Consider the following 20,784-nt stretch of genomic DNA (forward strand, 5'->3'; position numbering starts at 1 on the left):
GCATGACCATCGCCATCACCGGATCCGGGTCGGGCATCGGAGCGGCCACCGCCGCAGCGCTCACCGCGGCGGGACACGACATCATCGGCATCGATCTGCGCAATGCCGATGTGACCGCCGACCTCACCGATCCGGCCGCCCGAGCGGCCGCCGTCGAGGCGGTGCTGGAGCGTAGCGGTGGCGTCCTGAACAGCCTGGTCCTGTGCGCCGGGGTCGGCCCGCACGTACCCGACCCCAACTTCGTGGTCGAGATCAACTACCGCGCCACCATCGCCTTCCTCGACGCGCTCTTCCCCGCCCTGCAAAAGGGCGAATCCCCTGCCGCCGTAGTGGTTTCCTCGGTAGCCTCCACCCACATCAAGTGGGAGGAGAACCCCATCAACCTGGGCACCGAGGCCGAATCCTTCGCCTCCGCAGGCGAATTCGCGGGCCAGTTCGCCTATGCCTCCTCCAAGAACGCCGTCACCGTGGCGGTGCGCCAGCGTGCGGTCGAATGGGGTAGCGCCCGCGTCCGCCTCAACACCGTCGCCCCCGGCAGCGTCGACACCCCGCTGCTGCGGGCGGGCATGGACGACCCCCGCTACGGCGATGCCATCCGCAACTTCGTGGCCCCCATCGGCCGCAACGGAACCCCCGCCGAAATCGCCTCGCTGATCAAGTACCTGATCGGCCCCGAGGCGGGCTTCATCCACGGCGCGCAGTTCGTCATCGACGGCGGTATCGACGCCCAGGTCCGTCCCACCGCGGTCTGACCACCCCGCCGGGCTCCCAGGCCCGGCCCACAATCGGTGGCCGTCGCCCGCGAGGTGTACAAATCCGCATTCGGTCTCGGCCCCCGCGATGCCGCGGTCTCGGAGCAGCTACTCCGAGACCGCGGCATCACTATGTCCCGAACCTGATGCGCGGCAACAGAAGATCCGCGGCGGTCGCTGAACACTCGCCGTCGTGGTTCCCGGCCGAATGTATGCCGGGATGACGAGGGATGGCGTGTCGGGATGACAGGCGATGGTGCGTCGGCGGGATGGTGCGCTGGGATGGTGCGGGATGGCGTGCCCGGTGACGCGGAAAGGCGCGCGGGGGGTTGTGTCGGGGCGATGGGTTGGTGGGGAGGCTGCCGGGGGATGGGTGGCGGGTCAGGCCTGGTCGGTGTCGTGATCGCCGGTGGGTTCGTCGTCGGGTTGGCCGATGACGCCGGGGCCTGCCGCGCCCAGGTTGCCGGTGAGTTCGCTTTCGGCGGAGACACTTTGGTGCGGCTGGACGGTGCGGGAGTACTCCTGGTCGGAGCCGCCGCCGCGGCCCGCGCCCGCCGCGCCGGGGGAACCCATGAAGCCGGGGGAGCCGGGGCCGCCCATGCCGGGGGCACCGGGTATGCCCGAGCCGAAGGGGTTGGCCTGGGCGGCGATTCGGCCGCCGGGGATGGATGAGCCGGGGCCGCCGGGGACCGAGGGGATACCGCCGCCGAGGCCCGCGCCGCCACCTGCGCCACCTCCGGTACCGCCCCCGCCCCCACCGCCGCCGAGACCCGCGGCCTTCGTGTCCAGATCCGTGGCGGAGCCGGGGGTGCCGGGGCCACCGGGGTTGGCGGCGGACGGGTTCATCGCACCCTCGAGCAGGGACTTCGCCTGTTCGAGGATGGGTTGGCCGACATTCTGGGCCAGGGATTGGGCTACCTCGGCCGGGTTGACGCCACCACCGTTCTGGCCGACGAGTTGGGCGATGAGGGCGTTGAGTTGGGCGGTGTAGCCGGAGAGTTCACCGTGAGTCAGGTTGACCACCGTGATCGCGGAGCCGAGATGCTCTGTGGCGGAAGCGATCAGGGCTGTCTGGCCCGGGGGTGTCAGCGCGACCGGAGCCAGCATCGTGGCCTGGGTGGCGAAGGATTGGGCGATAGCCGTCAGCTGAATATTGCCGCGCTGTACGACCGCGGCGGCCTGTTCGGTGAGGGTGGAGAGGTCGAAGCCGCGCTGGGTGGTCTCCTCGCCGTGCTGCTGTGCCTGCTGACCCGCCGCCTGCGCCTTGTTCGACGCCTGGCCCTGCCAGAGCTGTTCGACGGTTTTCAAAGCGCCACTACCGATTTGGACGGCGCTCTCGATGTACTTCGAGCTCTGGCTCAGCAGGGTGGCGGGGTTCAGCGAGCCCAGGACACCGGTGCCGAAGCTGTTGATCAGGTCCAGGAAGGGCTTGAAGAGGGCATCGATACCCGGGATCGCCGGGACCGACAGACCCTTCATGAGATCACCCACCGGATCGGCGGGCAGGGGCGGCAATACCGGATTGCCCGCGGCCTGATTGAAGGCGGCCTGCGCGGCGTTCACAGCGGCGGGAACGTTGTTCAAGGCCGCCTGCGCGCTTCCGACCATCCCCTGGGCGTCGCTCAGCGACTGCTGCGCACCCGAGAGCACGCCGTGCGCGGAGTCCAGAGCGGGGGAGAGGGCGCCGTCCAGGACCGACGCCGCGTGGGTGTCGCCGCCCGGGAAATGCGGCAATCCACCGGAGAGCGGCGTGCCCTCCTGCTCGAATTCCTTGCGGGACAAGGCGAATGCGGGCGCTTCGGGGTCGGGGATATCGGCGGGAAACGCGCCCAGCGGCAGCGCCGGAAGCGCTCCGGGAGCCATGGCATGCACTGCGTCGGTGCCCGAGGCTTCGGTGCCGGGAGCGACCGGGTGCACGAGGCCGATCACCCCGGAATCGATCGGCCTCATACCTGCTCCCCGATCTGGCTCGCCACGCTCCCCAGCCCGCTCGCGAAGGAGCCGTCGGCCGAGTCGTAGGTGGCGGCGGAGCCGAAGGCGGCCTGGCCGAGGTGCGAGAACCGCGCGGAGAGCGCGTTGATGTCTCTGTCGTGGAGTAGCTCGGCGACGGCGAAGCTGGCCAGGAAGTCCGCGCCGATGAGTCCGAAGACCGGCGTCATGGCCGCGACATGCCCGACCGTATCGAGTCCGCCCGTGGCGGCGATATCGGCGGCGACACCGTGCTGCGTGGTCGCGAAGCCGCGGACCGCGTCCGTATCGACCGAGAGATCGGCCATCAGAGCCCCCCAAACGTCGTGACTGCGTCGAGTTGAAAAGACATGCGGGTGCGAATATATCCCACTGAGCGTCCAGCCCGGCGTGGCGCACATCTCTACGCCGCAGGTCGGGGTCGTTTCGGAGTCGCCGCCGGGCCGTTGTTGCAAATTAGAACAAGTTCTATATTCTTCATCACATGAAGGTCGCAGTCACCGGCGCCGCCGGGTTCCTTGGCACCAATTTGCTTCGCCTGCTTACGGATCGCGGTCACGAGGTGACTGCCATCGATCGCGTCCGGCCCACCACCGACACCCCCGGCGTGACCTGGGTCAGCGGCGATGTGCTGGATCCCGCCTCGATGCGTAAGACCCTGGACGGCGCGGAGGTCGTCTACCACCTGGTCGCGCTCATCACCCTCGCGCACAAGAACGATCTGGCGTGGCGGGTCAACACCGAGGGCGTGCGGGTGGTCGCCGAGGCCGCGCTGGAGGTCGGCGCGCGCCGCATGGTGCACACCAGCTCGATCCACGCGTTCAACCAGTACACCTGCGGTGGCGTCATCAACGAGCGCTCGCCGCGCTCCATCGATCCCGACCTGCCGGTCTACGACCGCTCCAAGTACCAGGGCGAGATCGAGCTGCGCAAGGTCATCGACAAGGGCCTGGACGCGGTTGTTTGCAATCCGACCGGTGTGTACGGCCCGATCGACCACACCGATTCGCGCATCAACAAGACCCTCTGGGATGCCGCGCGCGGTCGCGTTCCGGTCATGATCAGCGGCGGCTTCGACCTCGTCGACGTGCGCGATGTGGCCAACGGTCTGGTGCTCGCGGGCGAGCGCGGTAAGACCGGTGAGAACTACCTGCTCGGTGGCCACTTCACCAATATGTTCGACGCCACCCGCCTGGCCGCCGAGGTGAACGGGAAGATGAAGCCCGCCTTCGCGATTCCCGCCAAGGTGATCAACTCGCTCATGCCGGTGATGGAGCCCGTCGCCAAGGCGCTGGGCAGTGATCGCATCTCCAAGGCCGCCATGGGCGCGCTGCTCTCGGCCCCGGTGGTGGAGCATGACAAGGCGACCGCCGAAATCGGCTACCGGCCGCGCCCGGCCGAGGAGACCATTCGCGACCTCGTGGCCTTCTACAACGGCCAGCATTTCAAGGTTGTCACGCAGAAGATCGCTTGACACCGGGTAGAACAAATGTTCGACTTGAGCGGTGCGGTGGCAAAGCCAGACCCTCGAGGCCGATGACGGCGCGCTGCCCGGGTTGGAGCGCGCCGGATTCGTTCGGAGCGTACAGACTCCGGAGTTCGAAGGCATCACCTTCCACGAAGTGCTCTGCAAATCCGCGCTGAACAAGGTCAATGGCGATGGCCTGCCGTTCAATTGGACCATCAACCCCATGCGCGGCTGTTCACACGCCTGCACCTACTGCTTCGCCCGCAGCACCCACGAGTACCTGGATCTGGACGCGGGCAATGACTTCGACAATCAGATCGTGGTCAAGACCAATGTCGCCGCGGTCCTGCGCCGGGAGTTGCACAAGCGCTCCTGGCATCGGGAAACCGTTGCGCTGGGGTCGAATACCGATCCCTATCAGCGCGCCGAGGGGCGCTATCGGCTCATGCCGGGCATCATCGGCGCGCTGACCGAATCGGGGACCGGATTCTCCGTCCTCACCAAAGGCACGCTCATGCGCCGGGATCTGCCGCTGCTGACCCAAGCCGCGCGGCAGGTGCCGGTGCATCTGGCCGTCTCCATCGCGATCATGGATCCCGAACTGCACGCCGGTCTGGAATCGGGCACCCCCTCGCCGCGTGCGCGGCTGGAGTTGGTGCGCGCCCTGGCCGATGCCGGTTTCGCCGTGAATGTCATGGTGGCTCCGATCATTCCGTGCCTCACCGATACCCGCGCGCACCTCGATGAACTCTTCGGAGCCATCGCCGAGGCGGGTGCGGCCAGCGTGGTCGCCTTCCCCATGCATCTACGCGGCAGCACCCGCGGCTGGTTCCTCAACTGGCTCGCCGAACAGCACCCGGCGCTACTGCGGCGCTACCGACAGTTGTATGGTCGCGGGACTTCGGTGACACCGGAGTACTCTGCGTGGCTACGCGGCCGGATCGAGCCGCTGCTCGAAAAGCATGGACTGAACCGCGAACGGCAGGCCGAACCCGAGGTGCGCGCCGCCGTATCGCATACGCCCGACCCGCAGCTGGCCCTGTTCGCCTGAGGCCGGCCGCGAATCTCTGCCCGTTTCACCGATCTTTGCCTGTTTCACCGCTCACTTCGCATGAGTGTCGCGAATATAGCGGAGTAGTTTGGCGTTGGTACCTCTCACGGACGAGGAAGTGATGTAGGCGCATGGGAAACAGCGGTGCCCCAGAGAAATTGGAAAAGGTCGTCATTCGGTTCGCCGGTGACTCCGGGGATGGTATGCAGCTCACCGGTGATCGATTCACCCACGAGGCAGCCGCATTCGGCAATGACCTCGCCACTCAGCCCAACTTTCCCGCCGAGATTCGCGCACCCCAGGGCACGCTGCCGGGTGTGTCCTCATTCCAGATCCAGATCGCCGATTACGACATCCTGACCGCCGGTGACCAGCCGGATGTGCTGGTGGCGATGAATCCCGCTGCGCTGAAGGCGAATCTGGAGGATCTGGCGCGCGGGGCCATGTTGATCATCAATACGGACGAATTCACCAAACGGAATCTCGCCAAGGTGGGCTACTCCGCCGATCCGCTCACCGATGAAACTCTGACCGATTTCGTGGTGCACAAGGTGCCCATGACGTCATTGACGCTCGGGGCTACCGAACCGACCGGTGTGGGCAAAAAGGATGGGCAGCGCGCGAAGAATATGTTCGCGCTGGGATTGCTGTCCTGGATGTACGGGCGACCGCTCGGTGGCACCGAAGAGTTCATGCGGGAGAAATTCGCGGCCACACCGGATGTGGCCGAAGCGAATATCCTCGCATTTCGGGCAGGCTGGAATTATGGCGAAACCACCGAGGCCTTCGCCACCACCTACGAGGTCGCTCCCGCGACGCTGCCCGCCGGAACCTACCGGCAGATCACCGGCAATACCGCACTCGCCTACGGCATCGTCACCGCCGGGCAGCTCGCCGGATTGCCGGTCTTCCTGGGCACGTATCCGATCACCCCGGCCTCGGACATCCTGCACGAGCTGAGCAAGCATAAGAACTTCGGCGTGACCACCTTCCAGGCCGAGGATGAGATCGCCGGAATCGGTGCGGCGCTGGGGGCTTCGCTCGGGGGAGCGCTGGGGGTCACCAGCACCTCCGGGCCCGGACTCGCGCTCAAGAGCGAGACCATCGGCCTGGCCGTCATGACCGAACTGCCGCTGCTCATCATCGATGTGCAGCGCGGCGGGCCGTCCACCGGTCTGCCCACCAAGACCGAACAGTCCGATCTGTTGCAGGCGCTGTACGGGCGCAATGGCGAATCGCCGGTGGCCGTACTGGCTCCGCGCTCACCCGCGGACTGCTTCGAGACCGCGGTCGAGGCGGCACGCATCGCGCTCACCTATCGCACGCCGGTGCTGCTGCTCTCCGACGGCGCGATCGCCAATGGTTCGGAGCCGTGGTCGATTCCGGAGGTCGCCGATATGCCGCGCATCGACCCGGGCTTCGAACCCGGCGGCGATGCGAGCGACGAGTTCCAGCCGTACGCCCGCGATCCCGAGACCCTGGCCCGGCCGCTCGCCGTGCCCGGTACGGTCGGCCGCGCGCATCGCATCGGCGGCCTCGAAAAGGCCGACGGCAGCGGCAATATCTCGTACGAACCCGCCAATCACGAACTGATGGTTCGACTTCGGCAGGCCAAGATCGACGGCATCACCGTGCCGGACCTCGAGGTCGAGGATCCGAGCGGTCGCGCCGAACTGTTGCTCATCGGGTGGGGGAGCTCCTACGGGCCGATCGGTGAGGCGTGCCGGCGGGCCCGGCGGCGCGGTGTTCCGGTGGCGCAGGCACACCTGCGGAATCTGAATCCCTTCCCCGCCAACCTCGGTGAGGTGCTGCGCCGCTACCGCACCGTGGTCGCGCCGGAAATGAACGGCGGCCAACTCGCCATGCTGCTGCGCGCCCGCTACCTGGTCGACGTGCAGCCGTGGACCAAGATCGCCGGACTGGCCTTCTCGGCCCAGGAACTGGTCGGCGTCATCGACGCGGCACTGGACGGTTCCATCACCGAGATGGAACAGGCCAAGGCTTTCACCGCCCGCGCCCGGGCGACCTATCGCACACCAGGGGGTAACTGATGACCATTCTCGAAAACCCTTTCATCGGAACCGATCTCGGGCTCACCGGGCTGTCCGGCGTACCACGCGCCGACGGTCCGCAGAAGGCCAAGGACTACACCTCCGATCAGGAGGTGCGCTGGTGCCCCGGATGCGGTGACTACGTCATCCTGGCGACCGTGCGCGGCTTCCTCGCGGATCTGGGGCTCGAACGCGAGAATCTGATGTTCGTCTCCGGGATCGGATGCTCCAGCCGATTCCCGTACTACCTGGAGGCGTACGGGATTCACTCGATCCACGGGCGTGCGCCCGCCATCGCCACCGGGCTGGCGGTGACCCGGCCCGATCTGTCGGTATGGGTGGTGACCGGTGACGGCGATGCGCTCTCCATCGGTGGCAATCACCTGATCCACGCGCTGCGGCGCAATGTGAATATGACGATCCTGCTGTTCAACAACAGGATCTACGGGCTCACCAAGGGGCAGTACTCGCCGACCTCGGAGACCGGCAAGGTCACCAAATCGACGCCCATGGGGTCGATCGACCATCCGTTCAACACCCTGTCCGTGGCCATCGGGGCCGAAGCCACCTTCGCGGCAAGGGCTTTGGACTCCGACCGGGCCGGGCTCAATGAGGTGCTGCGCGCCGCCGCCGAGCATCGTGGGACCTCGTTCGTGGAGATCCTGCAGGACTGCCCGATCTTCAATGACGGGTCATTCGACATGCTGCGCAAGGAGAATGCCGAATCGCATCTGATCCGCCTGCAGCACGGTGAGCCCATCCGATTCGGGGCCGAGAACGAATTCGCCGTGGTGCGAAGTGGTTTCGGGCTCCGGGTGGTGCGCACCGAGACCGTCGCCGAATCCGAGATCGTGGTGCACGACGCGTACACCGACAATCCGGAGTACGCCTACGCGCTCTCGCGGCTCTCGGATCAGGATCTGTCGCATGTGGTGACCGGTGTATTCCGCAGTGTCACCCGGCCCACCTATGACGATGGTGCCCGGGCTCAGCTCGAGACGGCCGTCGAACGCAAACCGGTGGGCGAGAACTCGCTTCAGCAGCTGCTCACCGGACGCGAAACCTGGACGGTCGGCTGAGATTTCGCGGTATCACGACGCGACGAAGGCGTTCAGCAGGCGCTGATACAGATCGGCGAAGCGCTTGCGGGACGCCTTCTGCTCATCGGTGAGGCCATCGGTGAACTCGGGGGCGTAGACGATCAGGTGCACATCCTGATCGGGTGACTTCGGCATGAAGTCGATGATCATATTGCCCTGATCGGAGACCGTGGGCGAGCCCATATCCGAGAGTGCGAGCGCGCGCACCTCGGTGGCGGCCGCGGCGAGCACATCGGCGGGGACAGTGCCGTTGAGCTCCTTCCCATCCTGCCGCTTCAGCGCCCGGCCATCGGATTGAACCTCCAGTGCCGGAAGGATATTCGGGGTCGACGCCCAGGCGTTCGGCATGGTCGTCAGCGTGAAGAGCGTGGTCACCGGGATCGGAGTCTGCGGGGCGGACGGCGCGGGATTCGAAGTCGGCGAAGGGATCACCGGGACCGCCGGGGGAGCCTCGATGACGGGCACCGTGGTCAGGGGAACCGGTGGCGTCGGCGGCACCGTGGCAGGTGCCGGGGGCACCGCCGGGTCATCCGCGCTAGCGAAACCGACCGCGCCGGTGAACAATCCGGCAATCACCGCCGCGATCGCGGCATTGCGCAGTACCGCGCCGCAGAATCGCCCTGTCGCATAGCGTCCGCGCATCGATTTCCTCCGAGTTCCTCACGGGCGTCTGCCCACCGCCGGTGATTCTGCCGGGTGCCGGGCCCGGAGTCACCCTCCGCGCGGCCTGTGTCCGCGCCGGATGGGGCCGAAAACCGCGATTGCCTATGTATGCGGTCGGCAATCGGATTCGCCGTGGTGATCTTCCGCGTGCTGACCCATGCCACGCCGATCGTGGATCCGGCGCTGCTGAAGGTGCGAACCTTCTTCTGGTCGAATATCACCGCGCTGCTGTTCTGTACCGCCTTCGGTGCGGTGCTGCCCAGCGTCGTCCTGCGGCTGGAGACGGGCGCGCATTACAGCGCGCTGGCGACCGGTCTCGCGGTCGCGCCCGGTCCGCTGCTGGTACCGGTGTTCGCGGCGGTCGGGCAGCGCCTGGCCGGGCGTGGCTGGCCCGCCAGTTATATTGTCGCCCTGGGCAATACGCTGTTCTTCCTGGGCGCGGCGGTATTGGCGCTGAGCGCCACCGATGACGTGGACTACCTCACCCAGGTGCTCCCGGGCTGGATGATCATCGGTGTGGGCGTGGGCTTCTCACTGCCCAGCCTGCTTGCCTCGGCGACCGTCGACCTGCCGCCGACGCGCGTCTCGACCGGCAGCGGCGTGGTGAATACCAGCCGTCAGCTCGGCTATGTCTTCGGCGTCGCCATGCTGGTCGCCATTCTCGGCACGCTGAGCGCGTCCCCCGGCGACGCCGTCGCCGGGTTCACCCATGGCTGGTGGGCCATCACCGCGGTGGCTCTGCTCAGCGCCCTCACCGCACTCGGCATCACCTCGCGCCGAGCGAAAGCCGTATGAACTACTTCAGGCCGGGCGGGTTGCTCAGATCGCGCGCGTTGTACGTATCGCACATCTTGAGCTGTCCGGTCTTGTAGCCGGACAGGAACCACTTCTGCCGCTCGTCCGACGAACCATGCGTCCAGGCTTCGGGATTCACGCGACCGGTCGACGCCTTCTGAATGCGATCGTCACCCACGGCCGAGGCGGCGGAGAGACCGTCATTGATGTCGTTGGTGGTCAACGGCTTCAGGAACGGCTGATTCGAACCCGGCGCGGGCAGCTTGTCGGCGTAGTACGCCCACACGCCCGCGTAGCAGTCGGCCTGGAGTTCGGTGCGCACCGCACCGGACTCCGGGCCCTGCGGATCACGCTGCGCGCGATTGATATCGCCGAGCAGATTCTGGATGTGATGGCCGAACTCGTGCGCCACCACGTACTCCTGCGCGAGCGGCCCGCCGCTGGCGCCGAAGCGATCCTTCAACTCCTGGAAGAAGCTGGTGTCGAAGTACGCGGTCTGATCGGCGGGGCAGTAGAACGGCCCGACCGCCGAGGAGGCGCGCCCGCAGCCGGTGCTCACCTGACCGGAGAAGAGCGTCACCTTCGGATCGACGTACTTGCGATTGGTCTGCTTGGGGAGTTCGGTGCTCCACACCGAGTCCAGGCTCTGCACCGTCAGCACCACGCGGCAGTCGACGTACTTGTTCGCGTCGGCTCCGGTCTTGCAGTGATCGGGCGCGCCCGCCGTACCGGACTGTGAATTGCTGTCCGCCCCGGTGAACTGTCCGAGCACACTGCCCGGATCGCCGCCCAGCAGCAAAGTCGCGATCAGAACGACAATGCCGAGGGCACCGCCGCCGAGAGCCAATCCGCCGCCCATGCCCGGTCCGCCGCCACCGCCGGATACCCGGTTCGGGTCGATCTGCAGGCCCTCGTTGAAGGTCATAGGCACTAGCTTGGCACGGCCGCGTGGATATCGGTTTCCACTCGGGAAACGTGTCTCACTACGATGGGAGCGCACCCGGCGGACCCCGTGGTGTTTTCCAGCCCGTCGAAAGGATTCCCGTGCTGCGCACCCACTTGGCTGGTTCGCTGCGAAGCGAGCACGCCGGTCAGACCGTCACCCTCACCGGATGGGTGGCCCGGCGGCGAGACCACGGTGGCGTGATCTTCATCGATCTGCGTGATGCGTCGGGCGTGTCGCAGGCCGTCTTCCGTGAGGGCGAGCCCGCCGAACAGGCCCATAAGCTCCGCAACGAGTTCTGCGTGAAGGTCACCGGTGTGGTCGAGAATCGGCCCGCGGGGAGCGAGAACCCGAATCTGCCGACCGGCGCCATCGAGGTGAACGTCACCGAACTCGAGGTGCTCAACGAGGCCGCGCCGCTGCCGTTCCAGCTCGACGACGAGCCCGGTGAAGAGGCCCGCCTGAAGTACCGCTACCTGGATCTGCGCCGCGAAGGCCCCGCACACGCCATCCGGCTGCGCTCCAAGGTCAGCGCCGCCGCCCGCGAGGTGCTCGGCAAGCACGCGTTCGTCGAGGTCGAGACCCCGACCATGACGCGCTCGACGCCCGAAGGCGCACGCGACTTCCTGGTGCCCGCGCGTCTGCAGCCCGGCAAGTTCTACGCGCTGCCGCAGTCCCCGCAGCTGTTCAAGCAGCTGCTCATGGTCGCCGGTATCGAGCGGTACTACCAGATCGCGCGCTGCTACCGCGACGAGGACTTCCGCGCCGACCGCCAGCCCGAGTTCACCCAGCTCGACATCGAGATGAGCTTCGTGGAGCAGGAGGATGTGATCCTGCTCGCCGAGGACATCCTCGTCGCGCTGTGGCGGCTCATCGGTCATGAGATCACCACCCCGATCCCGCATATGACCTACGCCGACGCCATGCGCCGCTACGGCTCGGACAAGCCCGACCTGCGCTTCGGCATCGAGATCACCGAGATGGCGGAGTACTTCAAGGACACGCCGTTCCGTGTGTTCCAGTCCCCGTACGTCGGTGCGGTCGTCATGCCCGGCGGTGCGTCGCAGCCGCGGCGTCAGCTCGATGCCTGGCAGGAATGGGCCAAGCAGCGTGGTGCGAAGGGGCTGGCATACATCCTGATTCAGGAGGACGGCACCCTCGGCGGACCCGTCGCCAAGAACCTCACCGATGCCGAGCGTGAGGGCCTGGCCAAGTACGTCGGCGCGAACCCGGGCGACTGTGTGTTCTTCGCCGCCGGTGACGCCAAGTCCAGCCGGGCGCTGCTCGGCGCGGCGCGCGGTGAGATCGCCCGCAAGTGCGAGCTCATCGACGAGAACGAGTGGGCCTTCGTCTGGATCGTGGACGCGCCCATGTTCGAGCCCGCCGCCGACGCCACCGCCAGTGGCGATGTCGCCCTCGGCCATTCGGCCTGGACCGCCGTGCACCACGCCTTCACCTCGCCCATGCCGGAGCATCTGGACACCTTCGACACCGATCCGGGCTCGGCGCTGGCGTACGCCTACGACATCGTCTGCAACGGCAACGAGATCGGCGGCGGCTCGATCCGTATCCATCGCCGCGATGTGCAGGAGCGCGTCTTCAAGGTGATGGGCATCAGCGAGGAGGAGGCGCAGGACAAGTTCGGCTTCCTGCTCGATGCCTTCTCCTACGGCGCTCCGCCCATGGGCGGCATCGCGTTCGGTTGGGACCGCATCACCGCGCTGCTCGCCGGTGTCGACTCCATCCGCGAGGTCATCGCCTTCCCGAAGTCCGGTGGCGGCGTCGACCCGCTCACCGATGCCCCGACCCCCATCACCCCCATCCAGCGTCGTGACGCCGGCCTGGATGTGAAGCTGGACGAGAACGGCAACCCGGTGAAGGCCGAGAAGTAGCCTTTCCGAAAAACACTGCGCCCGTTGCCGATAATCTCGGCAACGGGCGTTTTGTCTTGTGTGTCTGCTTATTTAGTACTGCACGACGAGTCGGCCGGTGAGGAAGCGGTAGGCGTAGGTGATGGCGATGGCGGTCACCGGGCCCGCGATCAGCAGGCCGATACCGCAGAACAGCGCGCCGACGAAGGTGATCACCACGACGGTCAGGGCCAGCAGTGCGATCTGGAGGGCATTGGCGATCACCAACTGGGCGCTGGCCTTGATCGCGGCGACCGGGTTCATCTCCTGATCGATGACGAAGTGCAGGGAGAACATGCACAGAATGCCGACGATCACCGCGGGGAAGAAGCAGAGGGCGGCCGCGATCAGGCAGGCGAGGAAGACGATCAGGGCGGTGAGCAGCACGCTGCCCGCGTTCACGAAGCCGAAGAAGGCCGGAAAATCCGGTGGGGTGCCGTCGGTTTCATAGAGTGCGCCGCGGATCATGGCGGCCTGGAGCAGCCAGACGATGAGGGCGGCCACGGCGAACATGAGCAGTACGCCCGAGAGGGACTGGACGTTCACTATATTCACCAGCAGGGTGACGACGAGCCACGCGATCAAGCCGATGAGCACCATGCCGACCCAGGGAATCGGATTGGCGCGGAAGCGATCCCAGCCGTATGAGACGGCATGGCCGACATCGAGACGTTCATACGCCGCCGCGGGTGTGTCGATGGCGCCGGGGGGCGGACCCGTCGGCGCGCCGCCCGGAGGGACGCTGCCGGGAGCCATATTGCCCGGTGCGGAACCCGGCGGGAAGCCCGGTTGTCCGTAGCCCTGGGGTGCACCCTGTTGGGGATATCCGCCCTGCGGCCCACCCTGGTGCGAGGGGTAACCACCCTGCTGGGGTGCGTAACTCCCTTGCTGCGGTGCGTAACTGCCCTGCGGCCCACTCCGCTGCCCCGCGAACCCGCCCTGCGGTGCGCCGGACTGCGGCGCGTATCCGCCCTGCTGCGGTGCGTATCCGCCCGGCCCGGAACCGTATCCGCCCGGCTGACCCGGATTACCGCCCGGTGGCACCGGCGCACCCGACTGCGGGTGCAGGCGCGGCGGTGGCTCCACGGCCTCGCTGCCGTACTGCGCGGCACCCGGTCCCTCGAACTGCGGGTACCCCGCGAGACCGGGCATCCCGTGCCGGGACGGGCCGGGTCCGGATTCGCCGCTCTCTGAATGCGGTGGTGGTTCGGGGTTTTGGTGCTGTCCGGGGCTGGCGGAGGGGCGCGATCTGCCTTCGTCGCCGGGTGTGTCGCCGGAGGGATCATTCGGTGCGGAGGGCGGCGTGCCGGTCATGGTCGCGAGCCTTTCACATTTCCCGGTTTACGGTGTGGCGCACAGCAGTTGAACATGAGACAACTAGAACGCCCTGGTTGTGTCAAGCAACCAGCGCCGTGTGGGCAAACCCTTCACCAGGACACGCCGGACGACGCGCGAAAGGTTGCGTAACCGCTCGCTGAAAGTGACCTGGTGCGAGTAACTTGGGACGAGATGACCGCACTATTGGCCGAACGCGCCGCCGAAGTCGTGTCCGCGGCACAGCAGTTGCTCACAAAGCGAATGGGTGCTCCGGTAAAGCTGAGCGATCCTATGGAACTCAGCGGCAGTGGTAGGACGACGGTGCTACGCGTACGTGTTGCGGAGAACGCTTTCTCACTTCCTCGCACACTCATAGTGAAACAGGTACGCGGCGCCGCGCAGGAACGACGCACCGGGGGCATGGCACCCGGTGTGGCAAGCATCGACTCCGCATTTCTGCGGGAGGCGGTGTCCTACCAATTCACCACCGCGCTGGGGCGCGATCACCGACCGGGCGCGTACCTGCTTGCGTACAGCCTCCCCGATCGGCTGCTCATCCTCAGCGACCTCGGTGAGAACACGTCACTCACCGCGGTGCTACAGGCCGGAGTCGAACCCGCCGGGCGTAATTCACTCATGGCCTTCGCGCAGGCCCTGGGCCGAATGCACGCCGCCACCGTCGGCCGCGAGGCCGATTTCGTGGCCCTGCTACGCCGAGTCGACGTGGTCCATCGCGTCGACGGCATCGCCCAACAGGCCGAGACCGCCGTCTCCGAGGTGCCCCTCATGCTGCAGCGTGAACTCGGCATCGAGGTGCCGGGGGAGATCGCCGAACGCATCGTGCGCGGTAACCGGCTGTTCTCCGCGGGGCGCTACCGCGCCTTCAGTCCCTCGGACCTGTGCCCCGACAATGTGATTCTCAATGAGGAGGGCGCGCGCTTCCTCGACTACGAGTGGGGTGGCTTCCGCGACGCGACGCTCGATATCGCGTACGCACTGGTCTCTTTTCCGGGCTGCCTCTGCGATTTCGAGCTCTCCCGCGAACGCGCCAGACAGATGGTCGAGGCGTGGCGCTCCGAAGTGGTCGCGGTCTGGCCCGCCCTCGCCGATGACGATGTGCTCGCCGAGCGCATTCTCGAGGCGCGACTCATCTGGGTATGGCTCTCCACCTATTGGTTCCTGCCCGCCGATCACACCCGCATTGCCGCCGCTCGCGAACACGGACTCTCGATTCCGCGTTCGGCGGCGCTGATCAACCGCTGGGCCGCCCTCGCCGAGGACGCCCGCTGCACCGGTGACGACTCACTGGGTGATTTCGCCGAACATGTATCGGCGACGCTCGAGGAGCACTGGGAAGAGTAGGGATATGCAGCACGAGAAAGGCCGGGGCTCAACCGAACCCCGGCCTTTCTCCTTGTCGAAAGAGTGTTCCCGCTGGTCAGGCCATCGGGGTCGCGCGCGGCTCGATGCGGCCGCCGCGTCGTACCCCGAAGGAACCGCCGTGGCGCACACCGGTATTCGGATCCGCCACGTCATCGAGGTAGAACCAGTCCATCTGCGCCTGCCCGGCATCCACGTGCAGTACGCCGTAACCGTGTGAGTCCAGCTCCGCGTAGTGCAGATGGCGGTTGATCCCGAGCAGCGCGGTCTCGGCGACCACCGAGGCGGTGCGCGGCGGGGTCTTGGTCATATCGCCCATGGATTGCGAGGACACCGACGGCACAACGAATTCCACGCCCGCGGTCGGTCCGGCCGGGTAGGCGCCGGCGTCGAGGGGGACATCCGCCGCCCAGGAGGTGTGGATATCGCCGGTCAGGAAGACCACATCGGCGACCTGGTTATCGGTGATGGCGTGCAACAGTTTCTGCCGATCGGCGGTGTACCCGTCCCACTGGTCCAGATTGGCTGGAATGCCCGACTCCGGGATGCCGATGAGCTCGGTGAGCGCCTTGGTCGCATCCGGATCCAGCGGTGGGAAGACCAGCGGTGCGATCATCACCGGATTGCCGACCAATTTCCAGCTCACCGGCGCCGAGGTCAAACCGGCGGAGACCCAATCCAATTGGTCCTTGCCCGCGATGGTGCGATCCGGACTGTCGACCACCTTCCAGCCCGGCCCGGACTTGGCCTGCTCGCTCCGGTAGCTGCGCAGATCCAGCATGGACAGCTCGGCGAGGGTGCCGAAGCGCAGCCGCCGATACAGCCGCCGATCGCCGCCGGTGCGCACCGGCATCCACTCCAGGTACGCCTGCAGGGCCGCCGCGCGCCGCGCCCGCCAATCGCCCTCGGTCTCGGGCTGATGGTTCTCCGCACCCCCGGACCAGGCATTATCGGCGGATTCGTGATCGTCCCAGGTGCAGATGAACGGCAGCCGGGTATGCAGATCCGCCAGGTCCGGATCGGTCTTGTACTGCGCGTGCCGAATTCGATAATCCGCGAGCGATACGATCTCGTGCGCGGGCTCATGCCAGCGCACCGAACCATTGCGCCCGCCGTACTCACCGCGCTGGTACTCGTAGATGTAATCGCCCAGATGCACGATGGCGTCGAGGTCACCGCGCGCCGCCAAATGCCGGTACGCCCCGAAGTAACCGGCCTCCCAGTTCGCACAGGACACCACGCCGAGCCGCAGTCGATCGGGGGTATCCGATACAGCGGGAGCGGTATGCGTACGCCCCACCGGTGAGGTCTGCCCGAGAGCCGTGAAGCGATAGAAGTATTCGCGCCCGGCGGCCAATCCGGACACATCGACCTTGACCGTGTGATCGGAATCCGCACTCGCCGTCTGGGCGCCCGATGCGGCGATACTCCCGAAGCCGGAGTCGGTGGCAATCTCCCAGTGCACCGCAGTCGGCGCGCCCGCGCCCGATCCGGGGGTCGCCTCCTCGGACGGCGTGAGGCGGGTCCAGATGATCACCCCGCCCGGCAGCGGATCCCCGGAGGCGACGCCATGCCGGAACGCGACCGACTCCGCGCGCGCCACCGCCGTCCCCAGCAGCGAGACCGCGACCGCGGCGCCCCCACCCTTCAACGCGGAGCGACGATCGAACGGCGTGGAGATGATCTCGGCGATGCGCACGCACGAATCGAATACGATCCAGCACTCGCGAGGCAAATCTGGACGAGTGAACAGTTCGTAAACCGTCGGCTCGGCAATCGCCCGCCCCTCGACCCATACCCGCGGTCCGAATCCCCGCCCTGCCGCGCCCGGCGGGCTGACCCGTCGGCACACGCGCCGCGCGGCGGCGATTTTGTCGGGGCCGGACGGTACGGTCGCGGGGTGAGTGACGGGTTGTTCGATGCACCGGGGACGGAGGACGTGGCCGACGAATTCGTGCCGAGTATCGCGCCGATGGGTGAGGGCTTCGCACCCTTGGCGGTGCGCATGCGGCCGAGAAATCTGGATGAGGTGGTGGGACAGCAGCATCTGCTGGGCCCGGGATCGCCGCTACGCCGATTGATCGAGGGCTCGGGCGCGGCCTCGGTCCTGCTGTACGGACCGCCCGGCACCGGCAAGACGACCCTCGCATCACTCATCTCGCAGTCGACCGGCCGCCGATTCGAGGCGCTGTCGGCGCTGTCGGCGGGTGTGAAAGAGGTGCGCGGGGTTATCGAACTGGCGCGACGGCGACTCACCGCGGGGGAGCAGACCGTGCTCTTCATCGATGAGGTGCACCGGTTTTCCAAGACGCAGCAGGACGCGCTGCTGGCAGCGGTCGAGAATCGCATCGTGCTGCTGGTCGCCGCGACCACCGAGAATCCGTCGTTCTCGGTGGTGTCGCCGCTGCTGTCCCGCTCACTCGTACTCCAGCTGACCTCCTTGTCCGAGGCCGACATTCGCATGGTGCTGACCCGCGCCATCGAGGATCCGCGCGGGCTGGCGGGGGAGTACACGGTCACGGATGAGGCCCTCGATCACATTGTGCGCATCGCGGGCGGCGATGCCCGGCGCTCGCTCACCGCGCTCGAGGCCTCCGCCGAATCATCGCTCGACGGCAAGGTCGGCGTGGAGCTCGTCGAGGCCAGTGTCGACAAGGCCGCGGTCCGCTACGACCGCGCGGGTGATCAGCATTACGACGTCATCAGCGCGTTCATCAAATCCCTGCGCGGTTCGGATGTGGACGCGGCGCTGCACTATCTGGCCCGCATGATCAGCGCGGGCGAGGATCCACGATTCATCGCCCGCCGCTTGATGATCCAGGCCAGTGAGGAGGTCGGCATGGCCGACCCGATGGCGCTGCAAACCGCCGTCGCCGCGGCGCAGGTCGTGCAGTTGGTGGGTATGCCCGAGGCGCAACTGGCGCTGACGCAGGCCACGATTCATATCGCCACCGCCCCCAAATCCGGTTCGGTGGTGAAGGGTATCGGCGCGGCCATGTCCGATGTCCGCGCGGGCAAGGCGGGCGCCGTCCCGCCGCATCTGCGCGACGGGCACTACGCCGGTGCGGCCGGGCTCGGCAATGCCCAGGGCTACAAATACCCGCACGACCATCCCGATGGTGTTCTCGCACAGCAGTATCCGCCCGACGAGCTGGTCGGCACGGACTACTACCAGCCCACCGACCACGGCTATGAACGCGAAGTAGGCCCCCGAGTCACCAAACTTCGCCGCATAGTCCGCGGCCGGTAGCGCTCAACCGGCCATCCGGATCACGGAGAAGAAGTCGCCCTGCGGATCGCCGACTCCTCTCGGGCGGGAAATGCCGGCTCACGGCCCATGAGCCGACACCGCCGAGCCTGGAACTCCCCGCCCGAGATATCCGGTTATCCCCCGAAGTCGTCCGTTGACGGGCGACCCACTCCGCCGTATCGGGTGCGGGCGGTAGCAACGTTTCTGCGTGTCAGCTCGCGAGTCGATGCGAATCCCGTTTTACGCGCGACACTGGTGCATAGGGTGGCGATGTCGATCCAGGTCCACCCAATAGAACGGAGGGATTCGGTGACCGCCATGGCTGATCGACCACAGATGCTGGTCAGTGAGTTCGAGGAACTCGCCAAGCACCAGGGCGAAACGGTGCGACTGGAGTTCCTGTACGGGAAGCTGGGGGTCAAGGCGTTGCCGGATGGGGACCACATCGAAATCGTGCGCTGGCTCGCGCGTCGACTGCTTCCGCTGGGTGACGAACTCTGGCTGTATTCGGAGGTTGACCTCAAGGTTGCGAAGTATCGCAGCGGGCGTGCCCGTGTCGATGCGGTCCTCGCCCCGGACGGTTCCTTTTCGGGGCAGGGGAATTGGGTCGCCGCGGATTCCGCGCTCATGGTCGTCGAGGTCACCTCTTATGACTCCGATACCGACCGCCGGGACCGGTGGAGAAGCCTCGTGCGTATGCCGAGGCGGGGATCCCGGTTTACCTGCTGATCGACCGCGATACGTGCGAAACGGTTGTCTACAGCCGCGCCGTCAGCGGAACCTACTCATCGACCGTGCGACTTCCATTCGGTGCGCAGGTCGAGCTGCCGGCACCTGTCGGAATCACCTTGGACACCGATCCGCTGAAGAATTGGGTTCGCTGAGTTCTCGTCCGCTGTAATCGAATTCGATCGTCGACGGGGTGCTTCGACGCTTCTACCCCGGACTCCTGCGGGAAGGAAGTCCCATGACGACTCATTTCGAGGTTCGCGAGTATCCGTTCGGTGAGCCGGTTCGGTTCGGCACCCATTCACTCTTCGCGAAATTGCAACGGGAGGAACCGGTTTCGCGGATTCAGTTGCCGTATGGCGGCGAGGGGTGCTGGTTACGCGGTTCGAGGATGTCGAGCTCTCCGGAACCCGAATTCGTGCCGGGGACGCGGTTTTCATCAATACCCAGGCGGCGAATCGCGATGAATCGGTCTTCGCCGCAGCCGACACCCTCGATCTGACCCGAGAACACAACCCGCACATGGCATTCGGGCACGGCTTCCACCACTGTCTGGGCGCACAACTGGCCCGTATCGAATTGCAGGTGGTCCTGGAGACGATGCTGGAGCGCTTCCCGAACCTGCGCCTGGCCGTGCCCGAGGCCGAAATCCCTTGGAAGCGAGGCATGCTCGTGCGCGGCCCGAAGGCGCTCCAGGTCAGCTGGTAGGCCGCTCGCGGCTCCGGAGGGGTCAGTCGTGGAAGAGGCCGTTGTCGCGGGCGATCGTCTCGATCGCCTTCGGCGTGCCCGCCATGATGACCCGGACGTGTTCGGTGACCAGCTCCATCGGCCAATCCCACCAGGCCGCGCGCAGCAGCGCATCCACCTCTTCATCGGTGAAGCGCTGCTTGACCGGCTTGGCCGGATTCCCGCCGACGATGGTGTACGCCGGAACATCGGCGGTGACGACCGATCCGGTGGCGATGATCGCGCCGTCACCGATCCGCACGCCCGGCATGATCAACGAGTTGTAGCCGATCCACACGTCATTGCCGACGACGGTGTCGCCCTTGCTCGGGATCGAGGTGATGATGTCCATCGTCTCCTGCGCCCACGTCCCGCCGAAAATGGTGAACGGGAAGGTGGAGACCCCGGCGGTGGCGTGATTCGCGCCCGCCATGATGAACCGGGTCCCGGTCGCCAGCGCGCAGTACTTGCCGATGATCAGCTTCTCCGGCCCGAAGGCGTAGAGCACGTTCTCGGTCTCGAATCGGGTGGCGTCGACCGGATCGTCGAAGTAGCTGTAATCGCCGACCTCGATATTCGCCGAGGTGATATGAGGTTTCAGGAAGACTGTCCGGTCCGTGTGCGGTAGCGGAAAGGGCGTCGATGGGTCCGGGATCACACTCATCGAACCGATGCTAGTGG

Annotated in this window: 19 protein-coding genes; 12 read left to right on the forward strand and 7 right to left on the reverse strand. The window is 66.6% G+C overall.

The window, feature by feature from the left end; translation table 11 throughout:
- Positions 1-2 precede the first annotated feature (2 nt).
- Entirely contained in the window at positions 3-752 is a 750-nt protein-coding gene (locus OHB26_RS25860) for an SDR family oxidoreductase (RefSeq protein ID WP_330179846.1), read from the forward strand.
- Positions 753-1,133: 381 nt separating this feature from the next.
- Here OHB26_RS25860 and OHB26_RS25865 read toward each other — a convergent pair whose 3' ends face one another.
- Together OHB26_RS25865 and OHB26_RS25870 are read right to left on the reverse strand one after the other, a co-directional pair.
- Complete coding sequence (locus OHB26_RS25865; RefSeq protein ID WP_330179847.1) at positions 1,134-2,702, reverse strand: hypothetical protein; 1,569 nt, start codon at positions 2,700-2,702, stop codon at positions 1,134-1,136.
- Positions 2,699-3,028: a type VII secretion target gene (locus OHB26_RS25870; RefSeq protein ID WP_330179848.1), complete on the reverse strand. Its 330-nt coding sequence runs from the start codon at positions 3,026-3,028 to the stop codon at positions 2,699-2,701. The genes OHB26_RS25865 and OHB26_RS25870 overlap by 4 nt, the downstream gene beginning before the upstream one ends.
- A 176-nt stretch (positions 3,029-3,204) precedes the next feature.
- On the opposite strand from OHB26_RS25870, the gene OHB26_RS25875 reads away from it, so the two are divergent.
- From OHB26_RS25875 to OHB26_RS25890, 4 genes are all read left to right on the forward strand, one after another.
- Positions 3,205-4,194 (forward strand): NAD-dependent epimerase/dehydratase family protein, encoded by a 990-nt coding sequence (locus OHB26_RS25875; RefSeq protein ID WP_330179849.1) that lies wholly within the window; start codon positions 3,205-3,207, stop codon positions 4,192-4,194.
- A 31-nt stretch (positions 4,195-4,225) separates the two neighbouring features.
- Positions 4,226-5,239, forward strand: a complete 1,014-nt coding sequence (locus OHB26_RS25880; RefSeq protein WP_330179850.1) for an Rv2578c family radical SAM protein — start codon at positions 4,226-4,228, stop codon at positions 5,237-5,239.
- A gap of 131 nt (positions 5,240-5,370) precedes the next feature.
- Complete coding sequence (locus OHB26_RS25885; RefSeq protein WP_330179851.1) at positions 5,371-7,290, forward strand: 2-oxoacid:acceptor oxidoreductase subunit alpha; 1,920 nt, start codon at positions 5,371-5,373, stop codon at positions 7,288-7,290.
- Positions 7,290-8,369: a 2-oxoacid:ferredoxin oxidoreductase subunit beta gene (locus tag OHB26_RS25890; RefSeq protein ID WP_330179852.1), complete on the forward strand. Its 1,080-nt coding sequence runs from the start codon at positions 7,290-7,292 to the stop codon at positions 8,367-8,369. Before OHB26_RS25885 ends, OHB26_RS25890 begins: the two co-directional genes overlap by 1 nt.
- A 12-nt stretch (positions 8,370-8,381) precedes the next feature.
- Here OHB26_RS25890 and OHB26_RS25895 read toward each other — a convergent pair whose 3' ends face one another.
- Positions 8,382-9,032 carry a hypothetical protein gene (locus tag OHB26_RS25895; RefSeq protein WP_330179853.1) on the reverse strand — a complete coding sequence of 217 codons (651 nt, stop codon included), beginning with the start codon at positions 9,030-9,032 and terminating at the stop codon, positions 8,382-8,384.
- 129 nt (positions 9,033-9,161) lie between these two features.
- On the opposite strand from OHB26_RS25895, the gene OHB26_RS25900 reads away from it, so the two are divergent.
- Positions 9,162-9,848 carry an MFS transporter gene (locus tag OHB26_RS25900; RefSeq protein WP_330179854.1) on the forward strand — a complete coding sequence of 229 codons (687 nt, stop codon included), beginning with the start codon at positions 9,162-9,164 and terminating at the stop codon, positions 9,846-9,848.
- A 1-nt stretch (position 9,849) separates the two neighbouring features.
- Here OHB26_RS25900 and ypfJ read toward each other — a convergent pair whose 3' ends face one another.
- Positions 9,850-10,773 (reverse strand): KPN_02809 family neutral zinc metallopeptidase, encoded by a 924-nt coding sequence (gene ypfJ / locus OHB26_RS25905; protein WP_330179855.1) that lies wholly within the window; start codon positions 10,771-10,773, stop codon positions 9,850-9,852.
- A gap of 119 nt (positions 10,774-10,892) precedes the next feature.
- On the opposite strand from ypfJ, the gene aspS reads away from it, so the two are divergent.
- On the forward strand, positions 10,893-12,683 hold the full coding sequence (gene aspS / locus OHB26_RS25910) for an aspartate--tRNA ligase (protein ID WP_330179856.1): 1,791 nt from the start codon (positions 10,893-10,895) through the stop codon (positions 12,681-12,683).
- 72 nt (positions 12,684-12,755) lie between these two features.
- On the opposite strand, the gene OHB26_RS25915 is transcribed toward aspS, so the two are convergent.
- Positions 12,756-13,853, reverse strand: coding sequence for a hypothetical protein (locus OHB26_RS25915; RefSeq protein ID WP_330179857.1), 1,098 nt, complete (start codon positions 13,851-13,853; stop codon positions 12,756-12,758).
- A 357-nt stretch (positions 13,854-14,210) separates the two neighbouring features.
- Between OHB26_RS25915 and OHB26_RS25920 the strand changes: the two genes are divergently transcribed.
- A complete protein-coding gene (locus tag OHB26_RS25920; protein WP_330179858.1) occupies positions 14,211-15,380 on the forward strand; it encodes a phosphotransferase family protein in 1,170 nt (389 codons plus the stop codon).
- 76 nt (positions 15,381-15,456) lie between these two features.
- On the opposite strand, the gene OHB26_RS25925 is transcribed toward OHB26_RS25920, so the two are convergent.
- Positions 15,457-17,097, reverse strand: a complete 1,641-nt coding sequence (locus tag OHB26_RS25925) for an alkaline phosphatase D family protein (protein WP_442942716.1) — start codon at positions 17,095-17,097, stop codon at positions 15,457-15,459.
- Between the two features lie 201 nt (positions 17,098-17,298).
- Here OHB26_RS25925 and OHB26_RS25930 point away from each other — a divergent pair, with 201 nt between their 5' ends.
- The 4 genes from OHB26_RS25930 (at position 17,299) to OHB26_RS25940 (ending at position 20,085) form a co-directional block, all read left to right on the forward strand.
- On the forward strand, positions 17,299-18,648 hold the full coding sequence (locus OHB26_RS25930) for a replication-associated recombination protein A (RefSeq protein ID WP_442942717.1): 1,350 nt from the start codon (positions 17,299-17,301) through the stop codon (positions 18,646-18,648).
- 318 nt (positions 18,649-18,966) lie between these two features.
- A complete protein-coding gene (locus OHB26_RS25935) occupies positions 18,967-19,377 on the forward strand; it encodes a Uma2 family endonuclease (RefSeq protein WP_330185788.1) in 411 nt (136 codons plus the stop codon).
- On the forward strand, positions 19,326-19,532 hold the full coding sequence (locus tag OHB26_RS39755; protein WP_442942718.1) for a Uma2 family endonuclease: 207 nt from the start codon (positions 19,326-19,328) through the stop codon (positions 19,530-19,532). The genes OHB26_RS25935 and OHB26_RS39755 overlap by 52 nt, the downstream gene beginning before the upstream one ends.
- A 214-nt stretch (positions 19,533-19,746) precedes the next feature.
- Positions 19,747-20,085 carry a cytochrome P450 gene (locus tag OHB26_RS25940; protein ID WP_330179859.1) on the forward strand — a complete coding sequence of 113 codons (339 nt, stop codon included), beginning with the start codon at positions 19,747-19,749 and terminating at the stop codon, positions 20,083-20,085.
- Positions 20,086-20,107: 22 nt separating this feature from the next.
- Here OHB26_RS25940 and OHB26_RS25945 read toward each other — a convergent pair whose 3' ends face one another.
- Positions 20,108-20,767: a CatB-related O-acetyltransferase gene (locus tag OHB26_RS25945; protein WP_330179860.1), complete on the reverse strand. Its 660-nt coding sequence runs from the start codon at positions 20,765-20,767 to the stop codon at positions 20,108-20,110.
- Positions 20,768-20,784 lie beyond the last annotated feature (17 nt).

It is taken from the genome of Nocardia sp. NBC_01503, assembly GCF_036327755.1.
Classification (GTDB): Bacteria; Actinomycetota; Actinomycetes; order Mycobacteriales; family Mycobacteriaceae; genus Nocardia.